Source organism: Mucilaginibacter sp. Bleaf8 (assembly GCF_018390515.1).
Taxonomy (GTDB): domain Bacteria; phylum Bacteroidota; class Bacteroidia; order Sphingobacteriales; family Sphingobacteriaceae; genus Mucilaginibacter.
In genome coordinates, this window is the sequence record NZ_JAHBBK010000002.1 from 404,635 (window position 1) to 423,481 (window position 18,847).

The 18,847-nt window shown below is 43.3% G+C and carries 11 protein-coding genes; 8 read left to right on the forward strand and 3 right to left on the reverse strand.

Annotation, left to right across the window (positions count from 1 at the left end; genetic code table 11):
* Window positions 1-80 precede the first annotated feature (80 nt).
* The 6 genes from KHS38_RS10605 (at window position 81) to KHS38_RS10630 (ending at window position 8,187) form a co-directional block, all read left to right on the forward strand.
* On the forward strand, window positions 81-695 hold the full coding sequence (locus KHS38_RS10605; protein ID WP_213488536.1) for a TetR/AcrR family transcriptional regulator: 615 nt from the start codon (window positions 81-83) through the stop codon (window positions 693-695).
* Window positions 679-1,716, forward strand: a complete 1,038-nt coding sequence (locus KHS38_RS10610; RefSeq protein ID WP_213488537.1) for an efflux RND transporter periplasmic adaptor subunit — start codon at window positions 679-681, stop codon at window positions 1,714-1,716. The genes KHS38_RS10605 and KHS38_RS10610 overlap by 17 nt, the downstream gene beginning before the upstream one ends.
* A gap of 32 nt (window positions 1,717-1,748) precedes the next feature.
* On the forward strand, window positions 1,749-4,892 hold the full coding sequence (locus tag KHS38_RS10615) for an efflux RND transporter permease subunit (protein ID WP_213488538.1): 3,144 nt from the start codon (window positions 1,749-1,751) through the stop codon (window positions 4,890-4,892).
* Between the two features lie 18 nt (window positions 4,893-4,910).
* The gene (locus tag KHS38_RS10620) at window positions 4,911-6,251 is read left to right on the forward strand and encodes a TolC family protein (RefSeq protein ID WP_213488539.1); all 1,341 of its coding nucleotides are present in this window, start codon (window positions 4,911-4,913) and stop codon (window positions 6,249-6,251) included.
* Between the two features lie 164 nt (window positions 6,252-6,415).
* The gene (locus tag KHS38_RS10625; RefSeq protein WP_213488540.1) at window positions 6,416-7,444 is read left to right on the forward strand and encodes a glycosylasparaginase; all 1,029 of its coding nucleotides are present in this window, start codon (window positions 6,416-6,418) and stop codon (window positions 7,442-7,444) included.
* Between the two features lie 8 nt (window positions 7,445-7,452).
* A complete protein-coding gene (locus tag KHS38_RS10630; protein ID WP_213488541.1) occupies window positions 7,453-8,187 on the forward strand; it encodes a copper homeostasis protein CutC in 735 nt (244 codons plus the stop codon).
* Window positions 8,188-8,252: 65 nt separating this feature from the next.
* Here KHS38_RS10630 and KHS38_RS10635 read toward each other — a convergent pair whose 3' ends face one another.
* The 3 genes from KHS38_RS10635 to KHS38_RS10645 all read right to left on the reverse strand — a co-directional run bounded on the left by KHS38_RS10635 (window position 8,253) and on the right by KHS38_RS10645 (window position 15,638).
* Complete coding sequence (locus KHS38_RS10635; RefSeq protein ID WP_213488542.1) at window positions 8,253-10,442, reverse strand: glycoside hydrolase family 3 N-terminal domain-containing protein; 2,190 nt, start codon at window positions 10,440-10,442, stop codon at window positions 8,253-8,255.
* A gap of 178 nt (window positions 10,443-10,620) precedes the next feature.
* Window positions 10,621-12,216, reverse strand: coding sequence for a SusD/RagB family nutrient-binding outer membrane lipoprotein (locus KHS38_RS10640; protein ID WP_213488543.1), 1,596 nt, complete (start codon window positions 12,214-12,216; stop codon window positions 10,621-10,623).
* Between the two features lie 26 nt (window positions 12,217-12,242).
* A complete protein-coding gene (locus tag KHS38_RS10645) occupies window positions 12,243-15,638 on the reverse strand; it encodes a SusC/RagA family TonB-linked outer membrane protein (protein ID WP_249665356.1) in 3,396 nt (1,131 codons plus the stop codon).
* 472 nt (window positions 15,639-16,110) lie between these two features.
* Here KHS38_RS10645 and KHS38_RS10650 point away from each other — a divergent pair, with 472 nt between their 5' ends.
* A complete protein-coding gene (locus KHS38_RS10650; RefSeq protein WP_213488544.1) occupies window positions 16,111-17,319 on the forward strand; it encodes an ROK family protein in 1,209 nt (402 codons plus the stop codon).
* A gap of 12 nt (window positions 17,320-17,331) precedes the next feature.
* On the forward strand, window positions 17,332-18,795 hold the full coding sequence (locus tag KHS38_RS10655) for an alpha-L-fucosidase (protein ID WP_213488545.1): 1,464 nt from the start codon (window positions 17,332-17,334) through the stop codon (window positions 18,793-18,795).
* Window positions 18,796-18,847: the final 52 nt, after the last annotated feature.

An 18,847-nucleotide genomic window follows, 5' to 3' on the forward strand; every position in this document is an offset into this window, starting at 1 on the left:
GGATTGTTAACATCTTTAGTTATTTGAAAACAAAATGACATTTTTTATTCTTTTGTCAGTAGTAAAAATTGGTGATCATTTTGGATTCTAAAGAAAGCTCATTTCAGGATGCTATATTGGAAGAGGCCCGAAAGCTTTTTCAAAAATATGGCTATAATAAAATCGTAATGGAAGATATTGCGCAAGCCGTAAAAAAGGGGCGCAGTACGCTTTATATCTATTTCAAGAATAAGGAAGAGATTTTTAACGTCATCCTGCAAAAAGAAGCAGATAGCCATATGGAAATGATGCGCAAGGAACTTGCCAATCACCACTCCGCACAAGATCAGATTAAAGCTTACTGTAATGTTAAGTTTAGCTTCATACACAGCAAAATCAATGAATATCTTATCCTGAGTCAGGAGATACTACAGCATGCTAACCTGTTAAGGAAAGTGCGCGGCATTTGCGATACTCAGGAAATTGATCTGCTTCAAAATATTATTGAGCTTGGTATACAAAATAAGGAATTTGCACCACTTCCCAATGGCAACGCGCAGATGCTGGCATCTGTACTATCAAGCGCTATGCATGGTATTGTAGATGATTTTTGCCTGCAAAACCCATCCTGTGATATTGAGCCTGTAAAAGAAATTGTTGAACTCATTCTGCTTAAAACCTTAAATAAAACTTCATCTCATGAAATTACAGAATAACGCATGGCTGTTTGCACTGCTGATGCTAACGGCTTGCGGGCATAAAAAAGAAGATGACCGCTCGGATGCCGAAGCTTCAGGAACCGCAGCCGTAGCTATTTCTACCCTTAACATGACAGCGCAAAACCAGGTGCTGAACTTTAGTGGAACCATACAAGCCGAAAAAACAGCTCAGGTGGCATTTTCTGTGCAGGGCAGGGTAACATCTGTATTAGTAGATGAAGGGCAGGCAATAAAAAAGGGCCAGTTACTGGCTACCATTGATCCGCGCGATTATCAATATCAGTTGGAACAGGCCGATGCCAGTTTGCTTCAGGCAAAAGATACCTATATGCGCAACAAACAGCTTTATGAAAAGGGCAGCCTTACACCGGCCGAATTTGTAAGATCCGAATCACAATATCTTACAGCGCAGGCCAACCGCAAAACAGCTGCTAAACGTGTTGGCGATACCCGGCTTTATGCACCCATTTCGGGCACGGTAACGCAAAAGGCAACCGAGGTAGGCGTGCAGGCCGCTCCCAGCGCCCAGGCTTTTACCATCGCTTCGATTGATAAGGTAAATGCTGTGATGACCATACCCGAAACCGAGATAGGTAACGTAATGCGCAACAATACAGCCGAAGTAAATATTCCAACATTGAACGAGGCTTTCAGCGGCAAAGTAACCAGCGTTAACCCGCAGGCCGAGCGCACCAGCAATACCTTCCGTACCAAAATTCTGCTCAGCAACCCGCAGCACCGGTTATTGCCGGGCATGATAGCCGAGATAAAGGTTAACACCAATCATAAATCAAATTACATTACCATACCGCCCAAAGCAGTGGTGCACGATCAGGATGATATATCTTACGTCTTCCTGGTCGATTCGGCATCTAACCGGGCAATCCGCCGCAGAATAACCATTGGTCAGGCGGTAGGTGATCAAATCAGCGTAAGCGAAGGACTTAAAACGGGCGACAAGCTTGTGATAGAAGGCCAAACACGCTTAAGGGACGGTCAGCACGTACAGATCAAATAAAGCCATCAGGTTTATCAGCTAATTATTAGATTATGGCAAACAAAAAGAAAAGCTTCAACCTGATTGAGCTCTCCATGCGCTATCGTAATGTTTCATTTACCATAGCAGCCATGCTGGTACTGGTGGGTGTCTACTCGTTGCTGGGCATGTCACGTAGTGAAAACCCGGAATTTACCATCAGGCAAGCATTAGTATATGCTGTTTACCCTGGCGCCAGCGAAAAGCAGGTCGAAAACGAGGTAACCAAGCCTATGGAGCAGTACCTGTTCTCGTTCAAAGAGGTACGTAAAGAAAAAACGTATTCAACTACTAAAGAAGGTGTTGTTTACATCAACCTGGAACTAAACGAGTGGGTAAAGGATGCCGACCGGGTTTGGTCCACTATACAGCACGGGCTCAATAGTTTCAAGGCGCAAAACCTGCCGCAAAATGTACAAGGTCCTTTGGTGAACAGCAACTTTGGCGAAACTGTTGCATTGCTGATTGCGGTATCGTCACCTCAGCGTAGCTACCAAGATTTGGATAAACTACTGGATAGGGTAGAAGATAATGTAAAAGTAAACAAGAAAGTATCGCGCATTACCCGCGTAGGGGGCTTACCCGAGCAGGTGCTGGTACAGGTGGATGATGATAAGTTGAGCCAGTATGGTATCGATTTTAACCGTGTTGCCGATGTGCTGAAAAATCAGAACCAAACCACCGGAGGCGGCGAGGTGAAATTGCCGCAAAGCAACGTGCCAATATTTGGTAATAACCAGTTCAGGAGCATTGCCGATATAGAAGATCAGATTATATACACCGATTCATCTGCCAATATTGTTCGCTTGCGCGATGTTGCCAACATTAAACGTACTTACGAGGATACCACACAGATGATTGAGATGGGCGGCCAGCCTGTGATGATGCTCAGCGTGGAAATGCAGAAGGGCAACAACATGACGGAGTTTGGCAAAGAGATAGACAAGCAGTTGGCCCTGGCCAAAAAGCAATTGCCGCCCGATGTTAAGGTAGATACGATTGTAAATCAGCCCGAGGTAGTAGCCGAAAGTATTAAGCACTTTCTGGTAGAATTTGCCATTGCCATAGGATCCGTAATTGTTGTGGTGATACTGCTACTGCCGTTCCGCATTGCGCTAATTTCGGCTATTGCCTGTCCGCTATCTATCATGATTACGTTTGCCATCAGCAACATGATTGGTCTGCAACTGCATCAGGTAACCTTAGCCGGTTTAATTGTGGTGCTTGGTATGGTGGTTGATGATGCCATTGTGGTGGTAGATAACTACGTAGAGCGTTTAGATCACGGCACCAAACCTTGGGAAGCGGCCTGGAAAAGCGCTACTCAGTTATTTATTCCCGTACTTACGGCTACCATATCCATCATTTTTGCATTTGCACCGTTGGCTATGTTCTTGCCTGGTCAGCAAAAAGAGTTTGCCGGTTCGCTGCCGGTTATTGTAGGTATAGCATTAAGCACCTCCTTTGTGGTATCCATGCTTATTGTGCCCGCCATTGCCTTTTTAACTATTAAAAAGGGATTGAAGCAGGATGAGGAAAAGGAAGGTAACGAGCACAAAAAATCAATTCTTGACCGTGTGCAGGAAAAGTATGACAAGGCAGTTGAATGGGCATTTGCACATAGTACCCTGATTGTATGGATTGGTGTAGCTTCTGTATTTTTAGGTGGGTTTTTGATGACCAAAGTAAAACAACAGTTTCTATCCAACGCCGAACGTAACCAGTTTAACCTGGAACTGTGGTTGCCGCCAGGCACACCATATAAGGAAACCGAAGCGGCTGTTAGAAAGGTGGAGGCTGCCATCAAAGGCGATAAGCGCATTACCCGTGTAGCCAGCTTTATCGGCACCAGTTCGCCAAGGTTTTATGTGACTTATGCGCCCGAAAATCCGCGCGAGAACTATGCACAGATTTTTATCAATACTACCGATAATGAGGCTACAGACGAACTATCTGCCGAGTATATCGAAAAGTTTCACAACTATTTACCCGAAGGATTTGTGCGTGTGCACAGGTTATCTTTCCTGAACGCTAAAGCACCGCTTGAAATTCGTGTTATCAGCGAAAACTTTGACGATCTGCGCAAAGTGGGCGATTCTGTAAAAACGATGGTAAGTCAGCTAAAAGGAACCAACTGGGTACGGGATGATTTTGAAGAGGATTATGTAGCTGTTGGCGGCCATGTACAGCAAGATAAAGCACGTCGGTTAGGCCTTACCAATAGCCAGATTACGCAAACACTGGGCGGCGGTTTGCAGGGCGTGCCGGTGTCCACCTTATACGAGGGCAAAACGCCGATATCTATTGTGTTGCGCTATGACGAAAAGTACCGGAAAAGTTTTGACCGGTTGCGTGGTGTGCACATCACCAACCAGCAGGGCAAAAAGATACAGCTGCGCGATGTGGCCGACTTTACACCCGAGTGGCACATGGGCAATATTATGCACCGCAATGGTTTGCGTATGCTCACTGTAATGTCCGAAGCGCAAAATGGCGTAGTTGCTGCCGATATGCTAAAACAGATCAAACCCAGGATTGAAAAAATGCATTTGCCGTACGGCGTGCGCATCCAGTATGGCGGCGATCAGGAAGCAACCGAAGAAAACGTTCCGGGGTTATCCATGGCATTGCTGGCCAGTATCATTCTCATCTTTTTAACGATGCTAATCCAGTTCCGTAGCCTTAAAAAAACATTCATTATCCTGTGCACCTTCCCACTTAGTTTGCTGGGTGCATCAATTGGTTTGCTGGTAACGGGCAATGCTTTCAGCTTTACGGCATTTATGGGTATTATCAGTTTAATTGGTATTGTGGTTCGTAACGGTATCATCCTGGTTGATTTTGCCGACGAGATGGGGCGCGATGAAGGGCTGGATATTCGCGAATCGGCAATGCACGCAGCTAAGCGACGTATGCGCCCTATCTTTTTAACAACTGCGGCCGCTGCTGTAGGGGTAACGCCTATGGTTGTTGGCGGCTCGCCATTGTGGGGGCCATTAGGTAGCGTACTGGCTTTTGGCTTGATCGTGTCCATGTTCTTTACCTTATTCATCATCCCGATATTGTACTTTAAATGGATTAAGCCGGAAAAAGATAAGCCCGAAGAGCACGATGAAGATGAACAAGTGGAAGTTGCCCAAGCAGATCCTGCTATATAACCTTATTCAATAAACCCTATGCATCTCAATAAAAAACTATATATATACATTAAAACGCTTGGCGCAGTACTTTTTCTTGTCTGGCTAAGCCAGACGGCCCAGGCGCAAAAGCAATTCACCTTAGCGCAAAGCCGCGAAATGGCACTGCAGCAAAATAATCGCATCCGTATCATTAGCGATTCCATTGCGATAGCTAAGCTGGGCGTTGAGCGGGCCAAAACCAATGCCTTGCCTTCGGTTGATGCATCGGCCACTGGCCTGTATGTGGGTAAGCCGCTGAGCGATTACCTGCCTGAAAGAACTGCTTCTGTTACCGGCACGGTTACGCAGGTAATTTATGCCGGTGGTAAGGTACGCAACGGTGTTAAAGCCGCTCAGCTAAATGCCGAGGTACAGCAACTGCAACAAGTTCGCAGCCGCGCTGATGTGATTTTGAAAACCGATACTGCCTACTGGCAGGTAGTTTCGGCTAAAGAGCAGTTGGCTTTACTCAAAAAATCGCAACAATATTTAACTAATGCGCTTAAGGATGTAACCAATGCTTACGAGGCTGGCCTGAAATATAAAAATGATGTATTACAGGTGCAGGTACAGTATAACCAAAACGAGCTACAGTTGCTACGAGCCCAAAACGGACTAAAGCTGGCCAAACTTAACTTATTGCAGGTAACCGGTATGAGCATGAAATACCAGTTTGATGTATTGGATACTGTTCCTTATACCCCCGTTGCCCTGCCGCCCGATTCGGCTTTTGATGTGAATGTGGATAAGCGCCCCGAAGCGCAGCTATTGCAGCGCTCCGTTGATGCGGGTGAACTGCAAACCCGCCTGGCAACAGCTAATATGCTGCCGCAAATTGCAGCTGTGGCTTATGGCTTTTATGCCAATTCAAGTACGCCGGGCGCGGTAAATTTGTTGGGATCATTTATTGGTAACGGCAATGTGCCTATCAGCGTAGGTTCCAACTCTACCAGTTGGTTAGCTATGTTAAGCGTGCGCGTGCCGGTGTTTCATTGGGGTAACTATCATAAAGCCGTTAAGCAGCAGCAAATCAGAACGCAGGCTCAACGCTATCAATTGCAGGATGGTCGCCAAAAATTGGTGCTGGATATTCGCCAAAAGTATAACAGCTTAACCGAAGCCGAAAAGAATGTGGCTTTATCCAATCTGTCGGTTCAGCAAGCCAGCGAGAACCTGCGTTTGGCTAATGATCGTTTAAAAGCAGGCACCATTACAGCTACGGACTGGCTACAGGCGCAAACCTTGTGGCAGCAAAGCAAAACACAAGCTATTACTGCCCGTGTCGATTACAATATTTACACTACCCAGTTTAAAAAGGCGATAGGCGAATTAGAGTAGTTAAGTCAGTTTTAACATTATTATACTACATGCATTGCTGCGAAAGTGAGTAATTATTTTATGGTATTAAATAAGAATGAAATGGATTGTAAATAATCATTTACGTGCGTTCGTGTTTTGGGTTGCAACACTTATCTTCACGGTTCAATTAATAACGCTAACAGATGCTTAATCGCCGTAAATTTTTATTGAACAGTACGCTGGCCGCTACCGGAGTGGCTTTACAATCTAAAGTTTTTGCAACACCGTTTCGTGAAGAAAAGATAGCCGGAAATTATCCGATTGTTATTTCAACCTGGGATTTTGGTGTGGCAGCCAACCAGGCAGCATGGAAAGTGCTTTCGTCAGGTGGGCGTGCTTTAGATGCTGTCGAAGCAGGTGCCCGTATACCTGAAGCCGATCCGAACAACCATAGTGTAGGTGCTGCCGGTTACCCTGACCGAGACGGCCACGTTACGCTGGATGCATGCATTATGGACGAGAACGGCAACTGCGGCGGTGTAGCAGGTATGGAATATATTGATCACCCAATATCGGTAGCCCGGTTGGTGATGGAAAAAACACCGCACGTACTGCTGGTAGGCGATGGGGCAACGCAGTTTGCGGTGGCTAATGGCTTCAAAAAGAAACAACTGCTTAATGCCGAATCTGAAAAGGCATGGAAAGAATGGCTGAAAACTTCCAAATATCAGCCAGAAATGAATATCGAAAATAAACACTTTACCCCGGTGCCTAACAAAATGCCAGGTAACCAGTATAATCACGACACCATCGGTATGCTGGCGCTGGATGCTGCCGGTAATATATCCGGGGCTTGTACCACTAGCGGCATGGCGTTCAAATTGCATGGCCGTGTAGGGGATAGCCCGATTATTGGTGCCGGTTTATTTGTGGATAACGAAGTGGGCGGCGCTACTTCAACAGGTGTAGGCGAAGAGGTGATTCGTAATGTGGGCAGCTTTCTGGTAGTGGAGCTGATGCGCCAGGGTTACAAACCCGAAGATGCGTGCCGCGAGGCCGTTAACCGTATTGTGAAAAAGAAGCCTGAGTTGGCTAAAACCCTGCAGGTTGGATTTCTAGCTATCAATAAAAAAGGGGAGTACGGCGCTTATGCACTGCAAAAGGGTTTTTCGTATGCCGTTTGCAATGCCGAAAAGCAGGATTTAATTATAAAAGGCAAGAGCATATTTTAATCGCAGGTATGATCAGGATAGAAATATGTGCCAATTCGGTAAGCTCTTCGCTGATAGCTCAGGAAGCCGGTGCCTACCGTATTGAGTTTTGTGATAATCTGAAAGAGGGCGGCACCACGCCATCTTACGGACAGATTGCCATTGCACGAAAACTATTGAATATCAAGCTTTATCCCATCATTCGTCCGCGTGGCGGCGATTTTCTGTATTCGGAATTGGAGCTTGCTATTATGAAAGCGGATATTGAGCATTGCCGCGAGTTGGGCTGCGACGGTGTGGTTTTCGGAATTTTAACAGCCGATGGCGATGTGGATAAAGAACGTTGTCTGGAACTCAAACATGCAGCCGGTAACATGGGACTCACATTTCACCGCGCGTTTGACCGCTGCCGGAATCCGTTCCAGGCTTTGGAGGATATTATTGCACTCGGCTTTGAGCGCATACTTAGCTCTGGACTGGAAGAAAATGCGCTGAAAGGCGCTCCGCTGATAGCTAAACTGGTTGACCAAGCCGCAGGCCGCATCAGCATTATGCCTGGCGCAGGTGTGCGCCCCGAGACTTTAAAAGAACTGATAGGTATTACCGGTGCAAATGAGTACCACACTACGGCTAAAGGCACTGTTGAAAGCGAAATGCACTTCCGCGATGTAAGAACAGGTAGCCCGCAGGAGGAGTTTGTTATCGAGCAAACTGATATTAATGTTGTAAAGAGTTTGGTACAGATTGCACAGAGCTTCAGTTAATAACAAAAACAAGAAAGCCGGTTATTTTTAACCGGCTTTCTTGTTTTATCAGGCTTTATCCTTGCTTAAGGAGAAACGTTAAATGAAGATTGCAGTTTAACGGAAGCAGAGTTATCGCCAACTTGCAGCTGATAGGTACCTTTGTATAGTTGCCAGTTGTGCTTTTTTACATTCCATTTCTGTAATTCTTTTACCGGGATGGTAATGTTTACTACCTGTTCCTGTCCCTGTTGTACGGTTACGCGTTTAAAGCCTTTTAGTTCCTTAATCGGCATGCGTTCCAGATTGGGATATTGAATATAAGCCTGAACTACTTCGTCGCCGTTCATTTTGCCGGTGTTTTTTACGGTTACGGCAAAGGTGATACTATCCTTTGATGCGTAGCTTTTTTGCGGTTGAGTTTTCCAGCTGTAATCAAATGTAGTATAGCTCAAGCCAAAGCCAAACGGATACTGAACGGCTCCTTTAAAGTAGCGGTAAGTTCTTCCCTGCATAGAGTAGCTATGATATTCGGGCAAATCGTTGGTTGAGCGGTAAAATGTAAGCGGCAAGTGGCCCGATGGCGATACTTTACCTAAAAGCAGATCGGCAAACGCATTGCCACCCTGTTCGCCCGGATACCAAGCCATTATAATAGCGTCGGCATAAGGCTCAATGGCTGCAATATCAACAGCGCTGCCACCGGTAATTACTGCAATAATTGGTTTATTAGGTACTCCTTTGCGCAGGGCTTTCATAAAAGCGATATTGCCTTCAGGTAAACTTAGGTTAGCTTTGTCGCCCCCGGTGGTAGATAAAAATGCATCCCCGGCTTCGCCTTCCAATACTGGCGACAGGCCAATTACAGCAACCGTAACATCAGCGTTGCCAGCACCCCAGATACCGCCAAAATGTGTCGTGTCGGTATAACTGGACCCCAGGTCGTATTCAGCACGGGTATCCAGGCCAACAGCGCCGGTAATGCCTTCTACAAAATCAACCATTTTGCTGTTTACACCATGATAGCTACCTGCCAGCACATCTAACGAGGAGGCATTAGTGCCCAGCACCATTATACTGCTAAAATCAGTTTGTTTTAGCGGCAGCAGGTTGTTTTTGTTTTTAAGCAGTACCATGCTTTGTTGTGCAGCTTTTCGGGTTAAAGCTATATGACCTGCGTTATTTATACTATCGGCACCGTAGGAAAAGTATGGACTGTTCTTTGGATCGTCAAAAAAACCCAATTTGAACTCTGTTTTTAATACAGGTGCCAGAGCTTTGTTCAAATCTGCTTCGGTAATCAAACCCCGTTTAATGGCGGTTACTACATCATTCTGCAAAATAGAGGAACAGTCCAAACTAATGCCGGCCTTTATAGCAGCGGCTGCAGTTTCAACACCGCTCTTTAATACTTTGTGGCGTAAAAATACGTCGTCTAATGCACCACAATCCGTAACCACATGGCCTTTAAAGCGCCATTCTTTCATGAGTATGGCATTCAGGTAGGAACGGCTGGTTGAATTGGGTTCGCCGTTTACCCGGTTGTAGGCCGTCATTACGGATTCAACGTTGTTATCAACCAAAGCTTTGAAGGCGGGTAAGTAAGTTTCTCGCAGGTCTTTTTCATCTACAATGGCGTTAAACTCATCGCGTGTGGCTTCGGGGCCACTATGGGCCACAAAGTGTTTAGCGGTGGCGCTGGTTTTTAAATGCAACGGATCGTTACCCTGCATACCCTTTACATAAGCTACGCCCATGTGTGCGGTCAGGTACGGATCTTCTCCATAAGTTTCCTGCCCGCGACCCCAGCGTGGATCACGGAACATATTAATATTGGGCGACCAAAATGTTAGGCCCATGTATTGCAAATGGCGGTCTTTCTGTACCCCCAGGTTGTACTTTGCGCGGGCTTCGGTAGATATGGTGCTGGCAACTTGATGAACCAAGTCTTCGTTAAATGTAGCGGCCAGTGCAATAGCCTGCGGAAATACGGTCGCTTGCCCGGCCCGGGCAACGCCATGTAAGCCCTCGTTCCACCAGTTGTAGGCCGGTATACCCAAGCGTGGCACTTCCTTGCTGCGGTAACCCATCAGCGAAGCTTTTTCTTCAAGAGTAAGAGTATTGATCAGAGACTGAACACGTTTATCCAAAGGTTGCTGCTCGTCTTTGTAAACCGGTTTACTTTGTGCAAAGCCTGAGTAACTAATAGCAGAAAGCGCAGCAGTAAGAATAGCCCGTTGCCCTGCTTTTTTAATAGATGGAGTAATAGAAGTCATTATAAGTAAAAGTACATTTTAATTCGAATACTGCTGTTTTAAATCGATTGTTTTGCAGAGCTAATGCAATTTTAACTTAAAACCACGCATGTAACAGCAATTCAATAATAAGGCAGAATTTTGATGATACAAAAAAGCCAGTCTGAATTTCAGACTGGCTTAAGTTGCTTCGGGGAGTTTAGTTTACATCCCAGAATATTTTGGTATTGCGGGTGTCTTTACCAGAAACAGCTTGGTAATTAGTACTGTTTCTGGTTTTTTCGCTTGTTGGATAAATTAAGCGAGTAGGAGGGGTTTGGTAACCGGACAAACCTGCGGCTGGGAAGGTAAGCTGCGGATAGTTGGTTCGGCGATATTCAGACCATGCCTCAATTGATTGCAAAAAGCCTAAATGTACCCATTTTTCGGTCCATACTTTCGCCAACTTTTCAGTACTACTACCAGTATAGGCAATAGTGCTGCTAGTAACAAAATCGTTAACAACGGTGCTTGCGGGTGCAGGTAAAACAGTTAGGCCTGTAGTGTTTAAGCTATTTAAGTAATAATAAAATGTTACTGATTGCTTAACTGCAGTTTCATAAGCTGTTTTTGCATCGCCGCCCCAACGCTCAAAAGCTTCCGCTTTTAAGAAGTTAACCTCTGGAGCGGTAATTACTATACCTGGTAATCCGGGGTTTTGAAGAAATGTTGCAGAATCCAATATAGCATAGTCTGGAAAGCTTGCTTCCTGCTCGTTTGACGTAAAAGTGATAGGCATAGCTCTGTATTCTTTGTTAGGAACAAATACGTCTTTTTTGTCAATATTTACAGTTCTGCCGTATTTATCAAACATAACCGGAATCCGTGGGTCATTAGAAGGGAGCATCACTTTATTTAATAAATAATCAGATGCATAATGGCTTGGTAATTCCGTTAGTGCAGAATTTAAAACTTCGATGTTTGTAGTTAATGGTTTTAATAACACATCAGTTGTGGCTGGCGAGTAAGAGCTTCCGCCATCTATCAATGGATATTGTGCACTGTTATTAAGCATGTTTAACACAGCAGTTTTAGCTGTTGCTTCATTAACATTTGAAATGCGCATAAGTAGTCGCAGGCGTAATGAATTGGCATAACGTCTCCATTTATCCACATTGCCACTTAAAAGTATATCATACTTTGCAAATGCAGGGCTTGTAGTTGCTTTACTGAAGTAGGTAGCAGCCGCATCTAAATCTGCGATGAATGAGGTATAAAGCTGAACCTGATCGTCAAACTTTGGATTCTTAATAATGTTGTTGGTTAACAGACTACCGGTTTCATTGTAGGGAATGTCACCCCACATATCAACCATCTTAGCGGCCTGTTCAATTAAAGCAACTTTAGCTGCCTGCATAAAAAGCTCGTTTGATGTTTGGTCTGCTGTTGAAGCTGAATTATTAACCACTTGCATAGCTCTGTATAATGCCATGCTGCCACTGCCGTTACCACTTGGCGCGTAAAAATCTTCCCAGTAATTTTGGCTATAGCCATCACTTTGCTGGTATGCCGTATTACTGTTAGAAAAGAAAGCGGTTTGGCTATATACGGCTGGTTGTTGCAGTAAAAACGTACGAACGTTCCAATAAGCCGGGCGCACCCGGTTATTGTTTAAAATAGCTGTAAAAAAACCGGGAATATTAGCGTCTGAAGTCTTTTCCGGATTGTTGTATTTCTCTTCGAGTTCTTTCTTGCAACCACTGATCGTTATAGTGACAGTAACCAAGACACTCATTATGATAAAAAGCTTTTTCATCTTATAAGTTGATAAGTTTTTTTAAATTAAAAATTGGCGTTTAGTGAGAAACCAAAGCTACGTGTAGGAGCTGTTGAGCCTACGTCCACGCCTTGTGACCACCATCTTGTACCAAGCGGAGCTTCCGGGTCTACGTTTTCCAACGTTTTCCAGATATAAAATAGGTTACGGCCTATCAAAGAAAATCTCAGGTTATTAAGATGTAATTTGCTGCTAAAGCTTTTAGGTAAGTTATACCCTATAACCATTTCGCGCATTTTGATATAGCTATTGTCATATACAGATCCTTTCTCGCTCCAGGAATCATTGCCCCAGTTAAAGGTGTTCATGTAATAGGTAGCTGCGTCAATTACCTTTGTGTTAGGCTGACCGGTGGTTTGATTTACACCTTGCAGTAACACACCATCATTGTACGTTTTCTTGTTTTCAGTATAAGTTAAGCCACCATGTTCTGCATCACGATATTGTAATGTGTTCTCAAACATACCTGCACCCATCATATACTTAGTTGGTGCTGATACCATCTGCCCGCCTAAGCGATAATCGATAGTGAAATCGAATGAGAAATTTTTATAACTGAATGTGTTTGAAAAACCGCCAATGGCTTTAGGCATAATGTTACCGGCTTTTACATAATTAGCTTTATCCATTACATAAAGTCCGTCGTTATTGATTACATAATTGCCTTTATCATCTTTCAAGCGTGGGTTTACATATATATTGCCCAGTAACTCACCTACGCCTGCAACAATTTTTACAGTTGCCTGCTCAGCTTCGTAAGTTGTTATTTGATCTACTCCAGGTTGTAAGGCGTATACCTTAGTGCGGTTGATTGAAAAGTTAAAACGAGTATCCCAACGGAAACGGCCTTTTATTGGCGTACCATTTAATGCTAACTCTACGCCATGGCTTCCAATTTCACCAACGTTAACAATCTGGCTGGTAGCACCAACCGATGCAGCGGTTTGTAAACCTAAAATTTGGTCTTTAATTCGGTTGTTATAATAGCTAAAGTCAAATCCAAAACGGTTGTCAAACATACGCGCTTCTAAACCAAATTCAGCTTCGTGTTTCATCTCCGGCTTTAGGTTGTTGTTACCGTACTGGCCGCCCATTGTAAGCTGTGGTACAGAACCATTTATGGTTTGCAAAGAACTTTGATTATAAAGAATGTTTGATTCAAAAAGCGGCGGCGCATTACCTACTACGCCATACGAAGCCCGTACCTTACCGTAGCTTAAAAACGTAGGTAGCTGAAAAGCATCTGTAAATACAAAGCTGGTATTCACTGATGGATAAAAGTAAGAGTTGTTTTTTACCGGTAATGAAGAAGCATACTCCTGGCGAGCCGTACCCTCGATAAACCAATAGTTTTTATAACTCATGTTTAAGATACCCAGGAAAGCGTACTTTAATAGTTCTTTTCTACTTGATGTAGTAGAAAGAATACCATATGAGTTATTTAAGCTGAACCAGTTTGCAGATACTAAGCCATTGTTGGTGCTTGACATCTGATCTTTGTAATGCTCGCCCCGGCCTTGATAACCTGCACTTGCTGTAAAATCGAAATCTTTACCTACTTTGTTATTATAGGTTAATAACGCATCTCCGTACAGAATGGAGTAGTTGCCTTTTGACGTTGCATAAGCACCTGTGCTACCTGATGAAGTATTAAAAGCTATAGGGTATTCATTATATTGCTTATTTTCAATGGTTTGTCCTGTAAAGTCATTACCAATTCTACCTCTGAATTTTAAATGGTTTGCTATGCTCCAGTTAATTGTGGCACTTGATAATAACCTGTTTTCGGTTTCATCATAACTGTTGCGTAATTGCTGCCAGAAAAAGTCCATTAGCTGTGTTGGCCTGATGTTATAAATAAATGCTTCACTTGACCTTTCCCGGTTGCCATATGGAACGTATTTATAACCGTCAGATGTGATGGATTTTTGCTTTAGCAAGTCCATATCTTCAGCACGGCTAAAATAGCCACCAAAAGAACCCAAAACCTGGCCTAATTGGTATGGGCGGTTATGGGTTAACGTATTTACGTAATTTACAACAACATCTGTGCTTAGTTTGTCGTTCAGTTTTAGCGTTGTATTTAAGTTAAAGGAGTTACGTTGCTGCTTGCTTCCAGGTTGTGTGCCTTTATAATCCATCCGGTTAGCCGACAAGCGATAATTGACTTTATCAGTTTGATTGGATATTGCAAGGTTGGCTTGAGAGCTATAACCTGTTTCATACACGTCACGGTAGTTATTAGGTTGTGGAGAATACGATCTGATTGATCCATCCCACCATTTTACCTGCTGGCCTTCCATTTTAGGTCCAAACTGTCCATAAGCCCTAAAATATGGACGAAATCCTGACGGAGATGAAGGTTCTGGAATCCAGCCTTCTTCGGTAGCATCATTCTGCAAGTTGGTAGTTTTATCATAACCAGGGCCATATATATTTTGGAATTTAGGCAAGAATGCGACATTCTCTACGGTTCCGCTGTAGTTGAAGTCAACACCTAAGCCACGTGCTTTTGATCCCTTCTTTGTAGTAATTACAATCACACCACTTGCAGCATCTGAACCGTATAGAGCGGTTGCACTGGCACCTTTCAATACAGTTAAGCTTTCAATATCAGCTGGGTTGATATCTAAAATACCATTTCCTCTGATGCGTTGATCATCCCAATAGTTGTTGTTGTTTGCTCCGGCTCCGCCATTTTGGTTATCATTTCTAATCATTACACCATCAACTACATATAACGGTTGCTGATTGTAGTTGATAGAGTTAATGCCACGTATTTGAACGTTTACAGCACCACTTGCACCGCCAGGTGCGGTGGTTACTTTTACACCTGCTGCTTTACCATACAAGGCCGATGCAAAGTTGGTGTTTCCTGCTTGTGTAATCTCTTTCGCTGTTACGGTGCTCACCGCATAACCTAATGCTTTACTCTCACGCTTGATACCTAATGAGGTTACAACTACCGTATTCAGGCTTTTACTTGATGGCGCAAGGCTGATGCTAAGGGTTGTTTTACCCGCAACAGATACTTCTTTAGGTTCATAACCAATATAAGATAAAACCAGCGTACCATTCTCAGGAGCGGTAAGTTTGAATTTACCGTTAATATCGGTAGCAACGCCGGCCGATCCGCCTTTTACCTTAACAGAAACACCAGTTAGTGGCTGGCCGTTTTCGTCCAGTACTGTACCTGATACAGTGATGTCTGCAAAAAGGCTTTTATTTGAAGCTACAGCTTCATAAGCTTTATTGGCCAAAAAGTGCTTTTTACTATTGGTAGCGGCCGCGGCATCAAGCTGCATGGCTATCATGCCGGTTAGCACTAATCCTTTTGTTACGGATAACATGGATAAGTTGCGCTTACTTGTTATACTTTTTGAGTATAAGTTTATTTTCATACGAATGCATTAATTGTGTGAATGTTAAATAAGGATGCATGGAAGTTCTTGATAGCAGGCCGATGCTTATAGACATCAACCCGAAAATTGATTTTGATTTTTAAGTTTTATTCTCTGTTTTCATTTTAATCAGGATTTTAAGGAGTTTGTGTTGCTTTTACTAATCTTATAGATGAGTTTTGTTTTATTTATCTCTTGATATCTATGGATTTTACCTAGTTTGTTGTAAATATGGCACTAAATAAAGCCATTTTTGTTGTAATTGTTAACAAAATGCCTCAAAATTTAAAAGAATTAGCTCTTAACAGCTCGTTTCTTTAAATTTTATATAAATATGATTGATTATTTGGGTTTAAAATGTTCTCCTAAGAAAAATAAAATAAATGTTAAAACCAAAAACTTTTTAAAATTTTAAAAAATGTTTGGGTTTTTCTTTAAAAGGCCCTATATATGTAATTATAAACTCTAAGTGATGTCAGTCAGTCAAGTCTCGTTATTTAACGAGCATTCAAGAATTGTTCAGGCGCTCTATTACAATGAATCCTTATCCAGCACTGATATAAGTGTTTTTATAGGTAAGAGCATACCGCATACTATTAAGGTATTAAATGAATTGGTAAAGGATGGTTGTATAGAGCTGCGGGGGTATGCCAGTTCAAGCGGTGGAAGACGACCGATGAAGTACTCGCTTGTTGCAGATGATCATTTTATTATATCTGTAGCCATGAGTCAGTTCAATATGCGTATTGCCGCATTGGATATGAACAACCGCTTTATCAATGAAGGTACAGAGCATTACTTCGATATTCATCATCTGCAGGCAGATGAATTGATTCATTATATCAATACGTTTATTCAGGAAGCCGGGTTAAATAAAAATAATGTATTGGGGGTAGGCATTACAATGCCTGGATTCATTGATCCTGATAAAGGTATTAATTATTCATTCTTAGAAATACCAAATCAGAGTTTGGTTGAGTACATGCAGCAGAATATAGGCTTGCCTGTATTTATTGAGAACGACTCTACAGCCATTGCCCTAGGCGAACAAAAGTTTGGCGTAGCCCGGCAGCAAAATGATGCCTTGATTGTAAACTTAGGGTGGGGTATAGGTCTCGGAATGATTGTAGATGGGAAAATATTCAGAGGTCATAGCGGTTTGGCCGGCGAGTTTAGCCATATCCCCATAGTAAAGAATGGTAAGCTTTGTTTGTGCGGCAAGCACGGATGCCTGGAAACCGAATCTTCGCTGATTGCAATTGCCGCAAAAGCGAATGCCGAGATTGAACAGGGCCAGACAAGCAGCTTGGTTAAATATGAGCAGATTGATGCTGATGCGATAATTAAAGAAGCCATAAAAGGTGATACCTTATCTGTAAAGCTGATTTCGGAAGCGGCTTATACTGTAGGGCAAGGTATTGCCATTCTAATTCATATTTTAAACCCCGCTGTTATTGTATTAAGCGGTAAAGCAAGTGTAGTGGGCAGGTTATGGCTTTCGCCCATTCAACAGGCTATTAACGAACATTGTATTCCACGCCTGGCGCATGGAACAGAATTGCTGATATCTGATTTAAACGATAAAGCGCAACTTATAGGTGGTGCGGTACTGGTAGTGGAAAACATAGGAGAACCTCTAAGTAAAAAACTAAATGAACTGAAAAAGGAAGTATCCATATAATATATATAACGCATGACCTGTAAATTTTATAGCTGGTGTAAACCGCTGCTTTTAGCCTCTGCATTATTAGGAACCGTAAACGTTGAGGCTCAGGTTCACGAAATATCTAAAAATTACCAGGCGCCAACCGACCCTGCGGTGCAGAAAAAACTGGCTGATTGGCAGGATCTGAAATTTGGTCTTTTTATGCACTGGGGTACTTATAGCCAGTGGGGCGTGGTTGAAAGCTGGAGCATTTGCCCCGAAGATGAGGGTTGGACACAGCGAAAAGGCCCATACAGCGCCGATTATAACCAGTACAAACAGGCTTACGAAAACCTGCAGAAAAGCTTTAATCCGCAAAAGTTCAATCCCGAAAAATGGGTTAAGGCAGCCAAAGATGCAGGTATGAAGTATATGATCTTCACAACCAAGCATCACGATGGTTTTGCCATGTTTGATACCAAGCAAAGCGACTATAAAATTACCGATCCGAAATCGCCGTTCTCATCAAACCCGAGAGCGAACGTTACTGAAGAGATTTTTAACGCCTTCCGTAAAGATAACTTTATGATAGGTGCTTATTTTTCAAAGCCCGACTGGCACTCGCCTGATTATTGGTGGCCTTACTTCCCGCCAAAAAATCGGAATGTAAATTATGATCCGGCCAAGTATCCCGAAAAATGGAATCAGTTTAAAAACTTTACTTACAAGCAGATTCAGGAGCTGATGACCGGCTATGGAAGTGTAGATATTTTATGGTTGGATGGTGGCTGGGTACGCCCCAAAGCTACCATTGATACGGCTATTGACTGGCAGCGCGGCATCAAATTCAACCAGGATATTGATATGCCTAAAATAGCTACAATGGCAAGGCAGCACCAGCCGGGGTTAATTGTGGTTGACCGTACAGTGCCCGGTCAGTATGAAAACTATACCACCCCTGAGCAACAAGTGCCCGACAAGCCTTTGAGCTATCCTTGGGAAAGCTGTATTACCATGGGCAATTCCTGGAGCTACGTACCTGGCGATCATTATAAATCAACGTATGATATTGTGCAGTTACTGATCAAAATCGTATCCCGGGGCGGTAATCTATTGATGAATATCGGCCCCGGCCCGGATGGTGACTGGGATCCCGAAGCGTATAAGCGCCTGGAAGGCATTGGCCGGTGGATAAAAATTAACGGAGAAGGCATTTATAACTCTCGGGCAATTGCACCTTATTCGGACAATAATATATACTATACGCAGTCTAAAAGTAAAGCAGCCGTTTATGCTTTTGTGTTGGGCAATAATAGCACAGTGAACTTACCATCGTCGCTATCTATAAAATTGCCTAATACAAAAGGTATAAAAAAAGTTAGCTTGCTGGGCGCAGGGCAGTCCATTAAATGGCAAAAAACAACTGATGGCATTACGGTCAATGTACCTGCTGCTTTGCAACAGAACAGCGGTTTAACCGAGGCGGCTGTATTTAAGGTGTCTTATAAATAGCAACAACTTATTGATAAGTACATAACTGAAAACTAAATTTAGGCCGTTTTGC

Bases quoted from the DNA above. Each gene is read 5' to 3' on its own strand.
- KHS38_RS10610 (WP_213488537.1), top strand. From the start codon at position 679: ATGAAATTACAGAATAACGCATGGCTGTTTGCACTGCTGATGCTAACG.
- KHS38_RS10615 (WP_213488538.1), top strand. From the start codon at position 1,749: ATGGCAAACAAAAAGAAAAGCTTCAACCTGATTGAGCTCTCCATGCGC.
- KHS38_RS10620 (WP_213488539.1), top strand. From the start codon at position 4,911: ATGCATCTCAATAAAAAACTATATATATACATTAAAACGCTTGGCGCA.
- KHS38_RS10625 (WP_213488540.1), top strand. From the start codon at position 6,416: ATGCTTAATCGCCGTAAATTTTTATTGAACAGTACGCTGGCCGCTACC.
- KHS38_RS10630 (WP_213488541.1), top strand. From the start codon at position 7,453: ATGATCAGGATAGAAATATGTGCCAATTCGGTAAGCTCTTCGCTGATA.
- KHS38_RS10635 (WP_213488542.1), bottom strand. From the start codon at position 10,442: ATGACTTCTATTACTCCATCTATTAAAAAAGCAGGGCAACGGGCTATT.
- KHS38_RS10640 (WP_213488543.1), bottom strand. From the start codon at position 12,216: ATGAAAAAGCTTTTTATCATAATGAGTGTCTTGGTTACTGTCACTATA.
- KHS38_RS10645 (WP_249665356.1), bottom strand. From the start codon at position 15,638: ATGAAAATAAACTTATACTCAAAAAGTATAACAAGTAAGCGCAACTTA.
- KHS38_RS10650 (WP_213488544.1), top strand. From the start codon at position 16,111: ATGTCAGTCAGTCAAGTCTCGTTATTTAACGAGCATTCAAGAATTGTT.
- KHS38_RS10655 (WP_213488545.1), top strand. From the start codon at position 17,332: ATGACCTGTAAATTTTATAGCTGGTGTAAACCGCTGCTTTTAGCCTCT.